This window comes from Coleofasciculus sp. LEGE 07092 (assembly GCF_015207375.1).
GTDB lineage: Bacteria > Cyanobacteriota > Cyanobacteriia > Cyanobacteriales > Coleofasciculaceae > LEGE-07092.
In genome coordinates, this window is the sequence record NZ_JADEWY010000129.1 from 1 (window position 1) to 17,201 (window position 17,201).

A 17,201-nucleotide genomic window follows, 5' to 3' on the forward strand; every position below is an offset into this window, starting at 1 on the left:
GTCCCCTTGTCCCCTTGTCTCCTTGTCTCCTTGTCCCCTTGTCCTCTTGTCCCCTTGTCCTCTTGTCTCCTTGTCCCCTTGTCTCCTTGTCCCCTTGTCCCCTTGTCTCCTTGTCCCCTTGTCCCCTTGTCTCCTTGTCTCCTTGTCCCCTTGTCTCCTTGTCCAGAACACCCCCATTCCCTACCTCAGTGCGGATGGTAATTATTCGTGGCGAGGGTTGCGAATCTAAAGCGTCAATTGCATTACAGAGTAGATTCATAAATACCTGATTCAATTGACTGGCATAACAAATAATGTTAGGCAATTGACCGTAGTCTTTAATAACTTTTATTTTTGGGCGAGTCCCCTCTGCTCTCAATCGGTGTTGTAAAATTAGGAGAGTGCTGTCAATGCCTTCGTGGATATCAACAAGCTTTAGCTCGGACTCATTTAGTCTAGAAAAATTTCTTAGGGATAGAACAATTTGCTCGATTCGTTCAGCTCCCACTTCCATGGAGTGGAGGAGTTTTTGCCAATCGTCTTTTAAAAACTCCCAGTCAATTTCTCGCTCAATTTGTAGAATGTCAGGGGTAGGGCTGGGGTAACTCTGCTGATAGATATTAATCAGACGATTTAGTCCGTAAAAATAGTCACGGGCACAGCTCAGATTACCCAGGATAAAGCTAACGGGATTATTGATTTCGTGGGCGACTCCTGCTACCATTCTCCCTAAGCTCGACATTTTTTCGGTTTGAATGAGTTGAGTTTGAGCCTGTTTCAATTCGTCTAGAGCTTTCTTGAGCGCTTGGGCTTTTTCTCGTTCTCGTGCTTCTGATTGCCGCAGAGCCTCTTGCGATCGCTGGCGTTCAATGGCTATCTTGGCAAGGTAGAGGGTTTGGTCAATCAAGTCTTGGTCAAGGTTCGTGGCAGTTGTCGGTTGGTTGTAATATCCGGCAAAGGTTCCTAGGACTGTGCCTTCACTGGACAGAATGGGGCTAGACCAGCAGGCTCTGAGTCCGTAAGATAGGGCTAAATCTTTGAAATCTGCCCATAGGGGATTGGTGGCAATATCCCTAACGATGACAGTTTTTTTATGATAGGCGGCTGAACCGCAAGAGCCAACATTAGGACCAATGGCTACCCCATCAATGGCTTGGTTGTAACCCTCTGGTAAACTAGGAGCTGCACCGACGTGTAACTTACCCTCTTGAAGGAGGAGAAACGAGCATCGCATCTGTTGAGAGCATTCTTCAACTAACTCAGCAAGAGTCGTGAAAATTTCTGGGAGTGGTGCATTAGAGGCAATAAGTTCGAGGATGTGATTTTGTTCAGCTAACAGAGTTTCGGCTTGTTTGCGTTCAGTGATATCGAGTGCCGTACCGAAGAGTTTAATAACTTGCCCTTGCTCGTTAACAACTGTTTCTCCTCGTCCTTCAATGTAACGAATTTCACCCCCCTCTTCCTTCTTTTCAAAGAAAGGCGGCGAAGAAGAGTTGGTTTCACGTCGTAGAATCCGAAAGTCAAATTTAAAGGATTGTTCCTCTTGAATGGCTCGCATAACTTTGTTTTGCCACAAAGCTCGGTCATCGGGATGAATCTGCTGAATATGCTGCTTATAGGTAGGTTCGGGTTGGGACAGGTCAAAACCGAAAATGCGGAATAGCTCCTCTGACCAGGTAATCTTCCGAGTAAGAACATCAAATTCCCAATTTCCGATATGGGCAACTCGCTGGGCTTCTGCTAGGCTCGCTTCAGAAATACGGAGTTTTGCTTCTGCTTGTTTGCGTTCAATTCCTACCGCTATCTCGTTGGCAACGGAGGCGAGGGTGTCTAGGGTCGTTTCGTCCAAGGGATGACGGGCGAACATTGCCATCACACCCATCAGCCGCTCTTCTACAATCAGGGGGTAGCCAGCAAAGGACACCATTGCCTCTTGTCGCACCCATTCTGGGTTACTGATGTAGGGGTCATTGTTAACCTCATTGGTGAGGTGGGGTTGGCGTTCTGAGGCAATGCGACCAATTTTGAAACTGCCTACCGACACTCTCGCGTGAGTACCGTTGATGTGAGTATACATCCCAGCCGATGCTTGCAACTCCAGCATATTTTCTGGGGGGTTCAGCGTCCAAATTCGGGCGAATGCCACATCAAGGTGTTGGACAAAGGCTTCTGTACAGCGAAAAAGCATAGCGGCTAAATCGCTTTCCTGACTGACGGCAAATCCGATATCAGAGCGTAAGGCAGAACGCCGCGCCGTTTTCGCTAACTCTGATTCTGCCAGTTGGCGATGCTTTGCAGCAGCTTCGTGAGCGCAAATTTCCTGGTGCAGAAGGGTATTTTGGGATTGGAGTTGCTGGGTTAATAAACGCAGATGGAGGTGGATTTTGACGCGGGCTAAAACTTCTTCGAGTTGAATCGGTTTGCTGATATAGTCCACTGCCCCCAGGCTCAACCCTTTCACTTTATTCTCTGACTTAGACGAATCAGCCACCGCTGTCATAAAAATAACGGGGATATCTTTCGTCTTCTCCCAAGCTTTCAGGCGACGGCAAGTTTCAAACCCGTCCATCTCCGGCATCATCACATCTAATATGAGCAGCTCTGGCTGAGTAGTTTCCAGAATATTCAACGCTTGGAAACCGCTTTTAGCAATCAGCACCTCAAATCCTGACGCTCTCAAAAAATCAGAAACCAATTTCAGATTGGCAGGGCTATCATCTATGATTAGGATTCGCTCTTTGTTAGTGCTATGGTTTGACTCTAACTCAGGGTTTGATAAGTTGCCTTTAAGGGTTTGATTTAATGAATGATTTGGGTGTATTAGCATTTTATATAAAACTGCAACTTATTGCGTTTTTATTCTGAGTCATTATGAAGATATTTTGCAACGAGCTTTGCAATCTCTTCACAATCACCCATTGGCAACCAGTTCCACACCAGAGATACAAAGGACTGATTGACTGACAAAAGTTTAGCACCCTTACCCCCAACTCGTCTCCTAGAAAGCTTTCTGCGCATCTGCTCACAGGTTTTGTCACTCAACCAGGGGTGTCGTGACTAGGCGCAGCAACAGAGCGGTCAATTAAGATGATAATGGCTTCATAATCAAACTCCTCCGACAGCTCCTGTATTCTACTGACAAAAGCACTATACTCAGGGCTTAAGGACTCAAGTCGCAGAATTTCCTGCTCAACACCTGCAACAGCACCTATCCTAGCAGCTTGATACAAAGGAACTAATTCCTCTGTTGGGGGTATCACTATTTCTGAGGGGCTAGTCAAACATTCCTCAGCCCCAGCTTGATCATAAATCCAGGATAAATTTAAGTAACTTTTGACTTGGGTTAATAAGTCTTTAACGTTGATGGGTTTAGAGAGAAAATCATTGCAGCCAGCATCTAAACTCTGAAGTCGGTCAGATTCAAAGGCATTCGCTGAAATTGCAATAATCGGTGTAGTCTGAAACTCGGGTAATTGCCGGAGTTGTTGCGTCATCTGGTAGCCATTGATCACAGGCATCACTAAGTCAGTGATTATTAAATCGGGTTGAAGCGCAACTGCCTTTTCTAACCCTTCTTGTCCATTTCCTGCTTCTATAACTTCAAAGCCAAGGGGTTCTAAGATATTCATCAAAATTGCCCGATTTTCCCAACGGTCATCGATAACGAGGATTGTTTGTCTAGTGTCAGAATAGCCAACAATAGCATACCTTGATTTTGCTGGTATTTGCTCTATCGTGGTTGAAACAACTGGCAAATCTACATCGAACCAAAATTTGCTGCCAACATCGGGGGTACTCTCGACAAAAATTTCGCTACCCATTAACTCAACAATTTTCTGACTAATCGCTAATCCTAACCCAGTTCCTTCTGAACGCCGGGAAGTATCCCCCACTTGCTCGAAGGGTAAGAATATTTTTTCACCTTGTTCTGGCGTCATGCCGATGCCTGTATCTTCAATTTGAAAGCGAGTTTTTTGTAGGATAATTTGCCCTTTGTTATTTGTTCCTTGGGAATCATTAATCACGAATGACTCAGGATGAATGACACTTGCTGTAAACGTTACGCTACCTCTATCGGTAAATTTTACGGCATTAGAAAGCAGGTTCATTAAGACTTGGCGGAGTCGTTTTTCATCAACATGAACGACTGCTGGGAGGGGGGTAAGGAGAATGTGGTTAAAGATGATGTCTTTTTGGGTAGCTTTGAGGCAGAAAATTTCTACTAGATCTGTGAAAAAAGAGGGGAAATGAAAAGCGTTTGGGTAAAGTTCGAGTCTATCAGCTTCAATTCTAGACAAGTCTAAGATATCGTTAATCAGCGTGAGTAGGTATTCACCGCACTGGTAAATTGTGTCAATTCCTTTCTTTTGCTTGGGAGTGCAATTTTTATCACCTTGCAGAATTTGGGCGTAGCCTAAAATACCATTGAGGGGGGTGCGGAGTTCGTGACTCATATTTGCTAGAAATTGACTTTTGGCGCGGTTAGCGGCTTCGGCTTCTTCTTTTGCCTGTTGCAGTTCAGTTAAGTCACGTAGACTAACAACTACCCCTGAGATTGTTTGGTCTATTTCAGTATAAGGAGAGTAAGTAATGCCTAAAAAACGTCGGTTTTTTTTCGGAAATTCAAACCACAATTGCCAATCAATTGTCTCCCCAGTCAGACATCGATCTAAGCGTTCTTTAACTACAGTTTCAAATACGTCCGCGCCCAAAACTTCAGAAACTGAATGTCCGAGAATCTGATCATCCCGTTTCTTATGCCAAGTTAAATAGGTCTGATTAACGACTTGATAGATATAATTCTGATCTAATAATGCAATACCATCGGCTGTCGCTGAAACAATCCATTCGTACTTTTGTAAGGCTTGTTCTGCTTGCTTGCGAGCGCTAATATCTCGCAAGGCAACAACATAGGCGATTTCTCCCAGCCACTGCATTTGAGTGGCTTTCATTTCGGCAGTCCGAATTTCTTTATTACTGATTAACTCTAACTCTGTGGTTTCTCCTAAAGGTATTCCCCACTGATAGTCAAGTAACTCATCTAGGGACATATTAAATAGCTGGGTGGCGGCTGGGTTGGCAAAAAGCACCCAACCCTCCTGATTGATAATCATGATACTGTCAGAGGTGTTGGTAATGATAATATTGAGCTGCTCTTCACTATGCCTTAGTTTTTCCTGTGCAAATTTATGATCACTAATGTCCTGAGCAGTACCTAAAATATTGATGACTTGATTATTCTCATCTCTGGCAAAGACAACTTCCCGCGATAGCAACCAGCACCAGGAACCATCCTTGCGCTGAAACCGAATTTCAGTTGTCAAAACCTCGCCATCAACAGCAGTTTTCCAATAGTTGAGGTTGCGTTCAAGTAGCGGTAAGTCATCAGGATGTAAAACATCTAGGAAGAACTGAGAACCGCGTTGCAGTATTTCTTGAGGAGAATAGCCGAGGATTTTGATGGATTGGCGATTGATATAGAGATTGCTGCCAGTGATTGGGTTAAAGAGGTAGAGAAGTTGAGGAGAATTATTGGTAACTTGTTCAATAAAATGGTTTCTCTCTTCCAGTTCTGCTTCAAAGCGTTTGCGATCGGTAATGTCTCGCACAATCGCCCACATTATTTCCGGTTGCCCCGCCTCATTTCTCTGACAATAAGCGCTAATTTCAACCGGAAATATTATCCCATCTTTGCGAATATATTCCTTTTCGTAGGTATCGGAGTATCCCCTGCCAATAATTTGTTTCTCGACAATTTCAGACTCCATTGAATCCCACTTATCAGGTGTTATTTCTTGATAGTTTTTTTGCTGGAGTTCCTCTAGAGAATACCCCAGCATCTTTTGGTAGCTGGCGTTGCAATTCAGAAATCTCCCCTCCCTTTGTGTGAATACAATGCCATCCACGCTCTTCTCAAAAAGTTCTCGATAATGCTCCTCACTCTTTCGTAATGCTTCCTCTGCCTGTTTGCGATCGCTAATATTACGGGCAACCCAAACCACTCGATTATCTGGTAAGGGAGAAATGCAAGCACTTAACCAAATCTTTTGGTTATTGATAAGTAGACTATAGTCAAAATTGATACTTTGCTGAGTTGTCAATACCTGTTGCACTGGAGCAAACCAAATCTCTTCAGTATCCTCTTGAAAAAATGGCTCGACTATCAAGTTGAGCCGATTAGTATCCCAGGCGTCTCCGTAGATTACCCTTGTTGGTATAATTTGTATGCTTTTTTTCTGATCAATAATGAGTACAATATCGGTAATTGAATCGAAAATTATGCGAACTTGTTGAGTAGAACTCTGAAGCTTTGCTTCTATCAATTTGCGCTCACCAATTTCCAGTTTTAATCGCTCATTAGTACAAACTACTTCGGCTGTACGTTCGGCAACTTGAGATTCTAAGGTATGATGGTAGTCAGCTAAGAGTTGTTCGGTTTGTTTGCGTTGAGTGATATCAGCAAACCTATTAATATAATAAATAATCCCTGTAGAAATGATTAAAGCAGCAATACACAGCAGAATAGTGGTGTGAGTATTGGTGTGAATCTGTGCCAAGAAATCTGATTCTGGAACAACCGTCACAATCAACAAATTTAAACCCTTGTCATCTTGATAGGGAATGACGCGGATAAAATGGTGTTCATGAAGCCTTTTTGCAGGAGAATTGCCCTGCATATCCATCTCTAATTGTTGGGCTGATTGGATGGTTTTCAAGCTGCCAAAGGTTTTCTCTAACTGCTGAGTCGCTGCTCTCATCACGGGGTTGGCACTCTCCAACGCAGATAGCCGCCGAAATTTGATTTCTCCCGGTTGAGAAATGTCATCGGGTGAAAGAGACTTAGGATTCAAGGAAATGAAAGAGGGTTGTGCAGCAGAGTTGGCAATCAACAGACCATTTCGCTCTAAAATAAACACCTGTCCTCTTTTACTGATAGGGAGTGTTTTGAGAAAGTCATTGAGCTGTTCAAGACTGAGGTTGACGGAGAATACCCCTTCTAGCTGTTGAGAGGCGTTATAGAAGGGGGTATAGGCATTAATGGTTAGTAGATTTGAGACTCCGATTTGGAAAGGCTCGCTCCACCCTGGTTTTCCTGTTTCAATGGCACGACGATACCAAGGACGTTCTCGGACATCAATGTTCTCTAGGGTTTCTAAATATCTAACTAAATTCCCTCCCTGATCAATGGCATAAAGCTTTAACTGATTTGGATTATTGGGCTGTGAGCGTCCAGCTTCAAAGGGTAATTCTGTCGGCTTAATATGAGTTAATGCTGCTTCAAATTGAGTAGGGCTAACCCGGTGAATCAGGCGAAAATCTCCCTGAGCAGTCCCTAACATCAGACTTGTCACCTCTGGCAAGTAACGATGTTGTTGGATGAGATATCGATGGAGTTGATCTAAGTTTTCCAGATTGATTGTGCCAGATTCCAGAGCAGCAATATGGGACTGATTAAGGTAGTGAGCCGTTTTGAGGTAGCTGTTCAGCTCTTGAGTGACGCGATTGCCCGTTTCTGCCATCAACTGATCTACTAAATCTTCAACCGCCTGTTGCCCACTTTTGAAGGAAAGATACCCCACCAACCCCACCGTTCCAACGATTTGCAAGACAAAAGGGACAATCAGGACAGTCCGCAGGGGAAGTTTTCCAGCGATTCTGGCAGTTAAGCGGTTGAGAGATTGAATGCGCAAGGGTGACTCCGATTCAGTTGTGTCATCTCACTTTCTCTTTCTACCTTAAGGCAGATAGCAATAAGGGGAGAAGGAGCAATCTTCCCAAACCTACGAGGACACAGCTAAAATCAGCGGAGCGATCGCATCTTGAATAAAGCTGCCAAAAATGTACCCCAGAATATTTGGGAACGCTACCCAGAGATTGAGTGGCGTAAAATTACTGGATTACGTGGCATCTTAGCTCATACCTATTTCACGTTGAATAATGTTGAGGTGAATACTATTTCGATCACCGATTTTGTCAGTACTGCTCCCCGTCCGTTGGTGATTGCTCACCGGGGTGCAAGTGGCTACCGTCCGGAGCATACATTGGCGGCGTATGAGCTGGCGATTGAAATGGGGGCGGACTATATCGAACCCGATTTGGTAATAACTAAAGATGGGGTTTTGGTTGTCCGTCACGAAAATGCGATCGCTATTTTGAATCCTGATACAGGCGAGGTGATTGAGGCAACGACAGATGTAGTAGAGCGTCCGGAATTTGCTGACCGCCTGACGACTAAAATTATTGATGGTCAAGAACTTACGGGTTGGTTTACTGAAGACTTCAACTTAGCAGAACTGAAAACCTTACGAGCCAAAGAGCGACTTCCACAACTGCGGGGGACTGAGTTTGATAATCTATTTGAAGTGCCGACTCTGGAAGAAGTCATTCAGCTAGCCCAGAGCAAAAGTGCTGAACTAGGGCGCACTATCGGCATTTACCCAGAAACCAAGCATCCCACCTATTTTGACTCTATCAGGTTATCCCTCGAAGAACCCCTTGTTGAAATACTCAACCAGTACGGCTACACTGAACCCCAGGCTCCGGTTTTCATCCAGTCCTTTGAAACGGCTAACCTGAAAGACCTCAATGAGATGACGGAGGTGCTACTGGTACAGTTATTGAATGTATCGGGTCAGCCTTACGATTTTATCAATGACCTCGACCCTAGCGACAATAGCGATCGCACTTATTTAGATTTGGCAACTCCGGCAGGATTAGCGAAAATTGCCGAATACGCCGATGGTATTGGGGTTAACAAACGGCTGATTGTACCCACTGGTACTGATAGAAGCTTAGTTGATCCTACCTCATTGGTTGAAGATGCCCACGCCGAGGGTCTACTTGTCCACGCTTGGACGTTCCGCAATGAAGATGTTTTTTTAGCTCCAGATTATCAAGGAAATCCGGAGCTAGAGTATCAGCAATTCTTCAGCTTGGGTATTGATGGATTGTTCAGCGACTTTCCAGATAAAGCGTTTGAGGTTGCTAGTCAGCTTTATCCCTTCACGCCACCCGATCCTCGAGGGGGTGCAGGAAAGTATCTAAATGAACTACTCCGCCCATGCTAGTTGCATGGACGAAGTTTCTTACGCTTCATTTGACCTAGTTGCGACATAGCTCCCGTATGCTTACGAGTCTTTGTCGTAGAGCTAGAATCATCGACGTTTGTGAGGGTAGTTCCTACCCCCAGTGCGTAATTGACGCACACAATAGCTGATGCTACATCCCTGTCTTCGGTATAGCCACAGCTAGAGCATTGATGAACCCGTTGAGACAAAGACTTTTTCTCAACACGCTTAATTGTTGCTTGGAGAGCATGACTACCTAACTCTTTGTACTCACGGAAGCACTCCTTGAATGCTGGTAAGCAATTCTGCTGCTGGAAATAATCAACCGACTTACCAAATTCAAGATAAGAAAAATGATTAGGAATTGCTTTCCAGCAGGTAAAGGCAATAGGACAAACTCTGGTAGAGACGTTCCGCCGGAACGTCTCTACTAAATTCATATATGTCCTAACCGTCTTGGCAGTTGCTATATTTGTGTTAAAGGTGGATTAACGTTGTTAGATATCAGGACACGGCATTGCCGTGTCCCTACGATACCTACAAAAATCCACCCAATCATCAATTCCCTAACACGGGTACAGTCCGATCCGAAGGAGGCGGCGGCAACGTTTGAGAACCCCCTGCCGGAACCTCAATAGTCGGCACTTCCACCGACGGAGCCGTTGGCTCATCATCTGGCTTCGTAAAAATAAACTCCCGCGCAGGTTTTGAAGGTTCAGCTTCCCGCGTCACGGCAGGCGGTAACGGTGGCGGAGTTGTACTTACCCCAGGCGTAACCGGAGCCGCCGTATCACTCGTCAGATAGAGGTGTCCTAATGCCTTACCTTGATAGGTTCGTCTCGTCAACCGCCAATTTGGTTCGAGAACAATTTTGTGAAAATTGCCCTGACTGACACCTCCGCTTCTGCCGAGAATAACTTCTGGCGCACGGCGATTCATCCGATTTGTACCGACTAGCAGCAGTTCCCCATTCCGTTCTACAATTCTGAGCAGGTAGTCTAAACCCAAATCTTGACCGCTCATCCGCATGGAATAACCATTACTGTCAGTACTGCGTCCGCAAATACCCGTAAAGTCAAAATTTAAAAGTAAAGGATCGACAACCGTTGGACTACTGCCACTCTCCTGCCAGCACGCTCGTTGATTAGAACGCTGTTCGATAATGAGCAACTGATATTTGCCTTCTCCAAAGGGAGCCGCAACAGCAATAAAGTTATCCTCGTTTACTTCTGCGTTGTCAAAGGTGCCAGCCATTGTTGGACTCAACACCCCAACTGCCAGACAGGAGGCTGTCGCTAGCAAGGTAGCTTTGAGCCATCGCAAACTTTTCATGGTTAAAGTAATTGAAGCTAATTTCTACATTTCACGATAGACGCTCTTAGCTCCAAATAAGCTCCCTTAACTTCAGATTTAGTGAAAAACGCCGGAAGCCCTACGCTGATAGGGATTACAGCGGTTTTATAGTGAATAGACTCCATTTTTACCCCCCTAGCCCCCCTTATCAAGGGGGGAACTGTATAGCGCTACGCGCTAGGGAACGGGGAACAGGAAACAGGAAACAGTAATCTGTGACTGGGTTTCAGGATGTAGGGATGTCCTAACCTAAACTTGTAATGCTATACCACACTAGACCTCTTGAAAAAATGCACTATATCCCTCCCCTTAGTAAGGGGAAAGAGTCTGATTTTTCTTGCTTCCCCCCTCGTTTCTAACTTCCCCCCTTTATAAGGGGGGATTGAGGGGGGTGAGTTTTTGACTTTTGCAAGAGGTTTACTGACTCGCAAAGTGCTGTAAGGGGAGTTTCAATTGGAAATAGAGCCTCTTTAGGCTTAGTTTCAATCCCTGATAGGGATTATAGAGGATTTCGACAAAAGGCGTTTGCTTCTTTGAGGGAACAAGAAGCAGTTTCAATCCCTGATAGGGATTATAGAGGATTTCGACATAGGTGTGCATTACCAAGACGCTGGGGCAGACGGTTTCAATCCCTGATAGGGATTATAGAGGATTTCGACATATATGGATCTCGGATTACGTCTATTATTTGATCTAGTTTCAATCCCTGATAGGGATTATAGAGGATTTCGACCTACATTTGTGCAAGATTTATCAAAGAAATGGAAGTTTCAATCCCTGATAGGGATTATAGAGGATTTCGACGTGCTTCCCCTTTCCTGAATCCCTCTCGTGGCGTGTTTCAATCCCTGATAGGGATTATAGAGGATTTCGACCACCTAACCGATCAGGGTTACTTTAAGTCCATCGAGGTTTCAATCCCTGATAGGGATTATAGAGGATTTCGACCCGTCAAGACTTACCCCACGATAGGGGATGAGCTAGTTTCAATCCCTGATAGGGATTATAGAGGATTTCGACCCGCAGACATCCAGAACCCTTACTGTATTCAGTTTTCAAGGTACGTTGGTGACAACCTCCTCTTATAGTAGCATTCCAGAGCCAAAAGTTGACAAGCGGAAAATAAAAAATTAGCTGAAATCTATTCCCAGCAAGGCTTTCAGCCACCGTGACACCCTCACTGCCAGAGTAAAAGCGGCAAACCCTTGTGGAATAAGGAATGCAGCCCCAAAAATGAATTACCCTCAGAAAACACCTACAGGTTGTCACCATCAAGCAAAAAAGCATTGAATTATCTGGCAGTAGCTCACTGCCTTTTAGGTGGAATTAACTGTCAGAGGTTGAACCGCAAAGGTAAGAACCGTCTCATCCACCCCTTTCAACTTCAGGGGACGGTACTTAGAGATCGCATCATCATCTAACCAATCGGCAACCGAAGCAGACACGAGAATCGAATTAGGTTCTGCCGCTTCTTGCAACCGCGCCGCAATATTCACCGAGGGTCCAATTGCCGTATAATCAGACCGTTCCTTACCCCCAAACATCCCAACTACCGCCGTTCCCTGGTGAATACCACACCGGAACCGCACTGGCGGCGGTCCCCCATTCCCCACAATTCCCTTTTCCAACCACTGTTGGTTCAATACCTCTAAAGACTGTAGCATTTGCCGTGCCGCTGCGATCGCTCGCCGCGCCTGTTCCTGGGGCGTCAATTCCTCGGGAGCACCAAAAATCGCTAAAATCCCATCCCCCATGAACTTATCTACTGTGCCGCCATTATCAAACACAGCAATGGTCATAGCCGCCAGATACTCGTTGAGTAACTCTGCCACCCGACGCGATCGCAAAGTATTCGACAGTTCCGTAAAACCCACAATATCGCTAAACAGCGTTGTAATCAAACGCGGTTCTGGATGCAAATCGAGTAACAGCTCTCCCCTTGCCGCCTTCTTAACCATAGCTGGGGGCAAAAATCGCCGCAACACCGACTCTGTTAAATAGGTATTCAACTCCACAACCCGCTGCTCATTTTCCTTCAGCGCCAGCAAATTCCGTACCTCTGCCAGCAATTCCCGGTCATTAAACGGTTTAGACAGATAGGCATCTGCGCCCTTTTCTGCCCCCTCAATCCGACTCGCTTCATCCGCCTTTGCCGTTAGCAACACAATCGGCGTCCCCTTCAACTCCTCCGATTCCCGAATCAGGCGAATCAAATCCAAACCCGATACCCCAGGCATCATCAAATCCGTTACGATCAGGTGAGGATGATGGGTTTTCGTCTTTTCAAATCCCTCCTGTCCATTGCGAGCCGTCCAAACCTGATAGCCTGCCTGCCGCAAAATCAGGGAAACATAACTCCGCAAGTCCGTATTATCATCCACGACCAAAATCCCAGATTGGTGAGCCCCAGCAGAGTTCAACGATTGAACTAAGGAACTGTTCTGAGAGACAATTTCCTGTATCTGTCCATTATTCTGTTGCTCTTCCTCATCCTCCAAAGACGATTCAATTTCCAAATCAGCTAATTCCACCGCTGCCCGACTCGACTGAATTTCTGTAGGCACTTCCAGAATCTGCTCTAGGGGTAGGTGAGCGGTTCCCGTTTGCAGCCAAACAGTAAACGTCGTCCCTTCTCCAGGAATTGAATTAACCGAAATTTGACCGCCGTGGAGTTCCACCAACTCTTTAACCAACGCCAGTCCCAAACCACTGCCTTCATAGGAGCGATTTAGGGACCCTTCTGCCTGTCGGAACCGCTCGAATAAATGGGGAATTTGCTCCTTGCTAATACCAATACCGGTGTCAGTAATTCGCATCCGCACATGGTCTCCTGCCGGTTCTATGGCAATGGTAATTCTCCCTTTGGCGTTGGTAAACTTCATTGCATTCGACAAGAGGTTGTAAAGTACCTTGTCAAATTTTTCTGCATCTAAATAAATTGGCGGACAAGGTATCAGTTGGGAGGCAAGGCTGATTTCTTTCTTTTCACAATAGGGTCGAAAGGCTTCAATAATTTGGCTGACAAACTCGATCAGGTCGCAGGGACGAAAACTCGATTGCATCCGTCCGGCATCAAGTCGTTGTAAATCTAAAAGTTGATTGACCAACCGCAACAACCGTCGGGAATTGCGCAGGGCAATTTCGCTTTGAGGGTAGGATAATCCTTGTTGTTGATTGACTGCTGATTCTAATGGTCCAATGGTCAGGGTCAAAGGTGTACGGAATTCATGGGAGACATTTTGGAAAAACTCAGTTTTCTGTCGGTCTAATTCCAGCAACCGCTCGGCTTGCTGCCTGGTTTTTTGGTAAAGCCGCGATTGTTGAACGGCGATCGCTGCCTGGGATGCTACAGCTTGAGCCAAGTCAATTTCAGAGGGCAGCCAGCGGCGGGGTTTGTTGATTTGTCGCAGGGTAATGCTACCAATAATTTTGCCATCTACAAGTAATGGCACTACCAACAGGGCACGGGCAGGTTGGCGCAGGGGTAGGTCAAACCCGTTCATGTCTGGACTTGCGGCTAGGTCGTTGAGGACGACTGGCGAAGACGTACTGACTACCTGTCGCAGTACCGGATTGCCAGAAATGGGTACTTTTGATTGTGGCAGTTGCAGGTAAGTTGGGGGGGCATTGGGTGAAGCTTGCTCAATCTCGCAATACAGGGGAGATCCCTCTATTCCCGCTTCCTCATCCAAGCTGGCATCGGGGATATGTGTTCTCCAGACTTGTGCCGATTTCCCATCGTACAAGCCGACACATTGAACGAACTCATCCTCTTCACTCCACAAAGAAAGGACACAACCATCAACCTTGAGCGCCACCCCCAACTGTTGGGTAATGGCGGTGAAAATCTCTTGGGGGTCTAGGGTGGAACGGATGGCAGTTGTAATCGTGTTAATTAAAGTTTGCTGAGTAGCTAAGGCATGGATCTGTTCGTAAGCGCGTGCCTGAGAAATAGCAAGGGCAGCTTGATCGGCAACCATGACGACGAGCTGTATTTCGTCATTTTCCCAGATATGGGTTTCGCTACGCTGATGCAGTCCCATAACTGCTACCAACTCTTGTTGGCTGACTAGAGGTACGATTAGGGTTGAGCGAATATTAGCTTGCTGGTAGGCACGGAATCGCTGTTTGGCTTCTGCATCATCCCCAGTTAATCGCTCATCACTTAAGACATCGTTAATAATGCTAACTTCACGGGTTTCCCATACCGTCTGGGTCAAAAGCGGCGTGAGCGTTACGGCTTCGCTGGCATCGGAGACGCTATCGGTAACAATTGAGCGGGAAGTCAGTTCTGCCGGGAATAGGTTAGGTGTGGGTTGGCTGAAGGTGGGCGTCGCCCCATTACCGGAGTGTTCACTCTGTGATCGCTGATAAACAAAGCCTTCATCGACCAATTGCCCCTCCTGAAAGGGACGTAAAATACAAACATCTACTTCTAGGACATGACCCACCGTTTCGACGATCCGTTGCAGGATGTCTTGGAGAGGAGAGCGATCGCTTTGGTCATACTGGGCGTTACGAATGGTGTTCGTCACCGTATTGAGGAGCGTTTCTCGCCGCAGTGTCTGACATAATTCGCTGGTACGAGACTTTAAGACGTTGTGGGTATCCATTGCCTGCCGCACAACTGACTTGAGTTCGTCGGCATTCCAGGGTTTGGTAACATATTTAAATACTTTACCAGCGTTGATCGCTTCTACTAGGTCTTCAACATCGGTGTAGCCTGTCAGAATAATTCGGATGATATCGGGGTACTGAGCAGCGGTGATGCTTAGAAACTCAGTGCCGCTCATTAACGGCATCCGCTGGTCGGAAATGATTACAGCAATATCCCCTTCCTGGGCTAAAACTTCCAGGGCTGCCGGACCATTATCTGCCCTCAATACTTTGTAGTCTCGATGGAATGTCCGGTAAAGCAAGTCAAGATTGTCGGGTTCGTCATCGACAACCAGAAGTTTAGGCTTGCTCATTTCGTGGGATCTCATGCACCGCTCTCCTGCTGCCAGAGATTGATTAAGTACAGTCTGCACGCTCTTCACAGATGCTTCCCGATGGAATGGCTGGTTCGGTGAGCCATCTCCGGCTCGAACAATCGGTTTGAGTTTCAAGGCTGGCTTTAAGAAGCATAGTAATCGTTCTGAGACGATTCGGGTCTGTGGCTGTAGTCAGTGGTGCACCCCAATCGATTTTAATTTTTGTTTTTCAGTAGGGTTATCTCCTCGCTACGGGGAAGTTCACTGCAACAATTGCTGCTAGTGTTTTAGCCTTCCATCCAGTGCTGATTACTGCGAAAAGCGGTTGACCAATAGTGATTTTTTCGCTAGTCATGAAAATCAGCGTCTTGAAACCCTACTTTGACAGTTTGGGTTATCCCGAATGCAGGCGTTTGATTGGGTTGAACTTCCAGGAAAGCTCCACCTTGGGAAGCCCGGAGGCAATGTCCTACTTGTACAATACTATCTCTCTAGAAACTTAAAGTTGCACGAGTTCTTGTACAATTGTCCCATGGACTGCAAGCCTAGTAAAGGTTCAGCAGATTTCTTGTGCAAGTGCATCTCGGAAAAAGTACTGGGGCAAAGCCCGGAGCTCATCTAAAAATTCCATGACAAGAGTGAATCTGGGTAATGATCAAGCCTAAATCCTACCTGATTTTGAGGGTTTAATACAATTCATATAGTAAAAACGTACAAGGTAGTGAGCCGTTATACAATGGAATTCGGCGAGACGCTTTCAGCCCCACCCGCTTTGCCAACTCTTTGTTTCCAGTTAAAATAAATGCAGTCCAGCCTTTGAAGCGCTGTTTGAAAACATCCCCCAGTAATTTGTAGAATTCCCCCAGTTCTCTGACATTCCCCAGACGTTCGCCATAGGGGGGGTTGCAGATAATTACACCCCGATCGGCTGGGGGTTCGAGCTGGGATAGCTCCTTTTGAATAAAGGTAACTTGATCGATAACACCGCAGCGTTCGGCATTCATTCGAGCTTGGTTGAGGATATCACCATTGCGATCGCTGCCGATAATGGGTGCTGACAGATTCTGTAATTTGCTAGTTTCAGCTTCTTGAAGCAACTCTTCCCAGAGATTTTTATCAAAATCGAGCCAACTCTCAAACCCAAACCGTTGGCGAAACAGTCCAGGCGCAATGTTCAAGGCTTTTAAACTGGCTTCTAGGGGTAAGGTTCCCGAACCACACAAAGGGTCTAAAAAGGGTAGCGTTGGTGAGTACTCTGCCAGTTCCAATAAAGCTGCTGCGAGGGTTTCTTTGAGAGGTGCCAGTCCCACGGCGGGTCGGTATCCGCGACGGTGCAGGCTGGCACCGGAACTATCCAGACTTAAAATACAACGGTTTTGATGGATATGACTGTTAACTAAAATATCGGGATTTTTGGTATCAACGCTAGAGCGCTGACCGAATTGGCGGCGCTGTTGGTCTGCGATCGCATTTTTTACCTGTAGCGCTGTAAAATGGGTGTGGTTGAGTTGGCGATTACCCCCAGTTGCGTTAACGGCAAAGGTTTGGTGAGGTTGGAGATAGCGCTCCCACGAGATACTTTGCACCCCTTGATAGAGACTATTCGCGTCTGAACAGGGAAATTCAGCCAAAATTACCAGCACCCGAAAAATAGTTCTTGCCCAGAGATTTACACGGTACATTAAGGTGCGATCGCCCTGAAAATGCACCCCAGTAAAATCAGGACGGACTTCCAGTGCGCCTAAGCGTTCCAGTTCTTTTGCCGCAATCGCTTCTAAACCACGGGCAACGGTAGCAAAGTATTGGTTCATTCGTTAGGGGGTAGGGG

Annotated in this window: 7 protein-coding genes and 1 CRISPR repeat array; of the genes, 1 reads left to right on the top strand and 6 read right to left on the bottom strand. The window is 46.1% G+C overall.

Going from position 1 to position 17,201, the window contains the following annotated elements:
- On the bottom strand, window positions 1–2,674 hold a 2,674-nt coding region (locus IQ257_RS24140; protein WP_265586113.1), incomplete at its 3' end, for a GAF domain-containing protein.
- 343 nt (window positions 2,675–3,017) lie between these two features.
- Complete coding sequence (locus IQ257_RS24145; RefSeq protein WP_193878617.1) at window positions 3,018–7,670, bottom strand: PAS domain S-box protein; 4,653 nt, start codon at window positions 7,668–7,670, stop codon at window positions 3,018–3,020.
- A gap of 129 nt (window positions 7,671–7,799) precedes the next feature.
- On the opposite strand from IQ257_RS24145, the gene IQ257_RS24150 reads away from it, so the two are divergent.
- A complete protein-coding gene (locus tag IQ257_RS24150; RefSeq protein WP_228060984.1) occupies window positions 7,800–9,047 on the top strand; it encodes a glycerophosphodiester phosphodiesterase family protein in 1,248 nt (415 codons plus the stop codon).
- Here IQ257_RS24150 and IQ257_RS31250 read toward each other — a convergent pair.
- The 4 genes from IQ257_RS31250 to IQ257_RS24170 all read right to left on the bottom strand — a co-directional run bounded on the left by IQ257_RS31250 (window position 9,044) and on the right by IQ257_RS24170 (window position 17,184).
- Window positions 9,044–9,487, bottom strand: coding sequence for a hypothetical protein (locus IQ257_RS31250; RefSeq protein WP_322744453.1), 444 nt, complete (start codon window positions 9,485–9,487; stop codon window positions 9,044–9,046). The genes IQ257_RS24150 and IQ257_RS31250 overlap by 4 nt on opposite strands.
- A gap of 118 nt (window positions 9,488–9,605) precedes the next feature.
- Complete coding sequence (locus IQ257_RS24160; protein ID WP_193878619.1) at window positions 9,606–10,379, bottom strand: DUF3747 domain-containing protein; 774 nt, start codon at window positions 10,377–10,379, stop codon at window positions 9,606–9,608.
- A 500-nt stretch (window positions 10,380–10,879) separates the two neighbouring features.
- Window positions 10,880–11,420: direct repeats of the CRISPR family, unit length 37 nt; unit sequence GTTTCAATCCCTGATAGGGATTATAGAGGATTTCGAC.
- 296 nt (window positions 11,421–11,716) lie between these two features.
- Window positions 11,717–15,385, bottom strand: coding sequence for a response regulator (locus IQ257_RS24165; RefSeq protein ID WP_193878625.1), 3,669 nt, complete (start codon window positions 15,383–15,385; stop codon window positions 11,717–11,719).
- A 674-nt stretch (window positions 15,386–16,059) separates the two neighbouring features.
- Window positions 16,060–17,184 carry a THUMP domain-containing class I SAM-dependent RNA methyltransferase gene (locus tag IQ257_RS24170; protein WP_193878621.1) on the bottom strand — a complete coding sequence of 375 codons (1,125 nt, stop codon included), beginning with the start codon at window positions 17,182–17,184 and terminating at the stop codon, window positions 16,060–16,062.
- Window positions 17,185–17,201 lie beyond the last annotated feature (17 nt).

Coding starts and splice junctions, on each gene's coding strand:
- IQ257_RS31250 (WP_322744453.1), bottom strand. CDS start 9,487: ATGAATTTAGTAGAGACGTTCCGGCGGAACGTCTCTACCAGAGTTTGT.
- IQ257_RS24160 (WP_193878619.1), bottom strand. CDS start 10,379: ATGAAAAGTTTGCGATGGCTCAAAGCTACCTTGCTAGCGACAGCCTCC.
- IQ257_RS24165 (WP_193878625.1), bottom strand. CDS start 15,385: ATGAGATCCCACGAAATGAGCAAGCCTAAACTTCTGGTTGTCGATGAC.
- IQ257_RS24170 (WP_193878621.1), bottom strand. CDS start 17,184: ATGAACCAATACTTTGCTACCGTTGCCCGTGGTTTAGAAGCGATTGCG.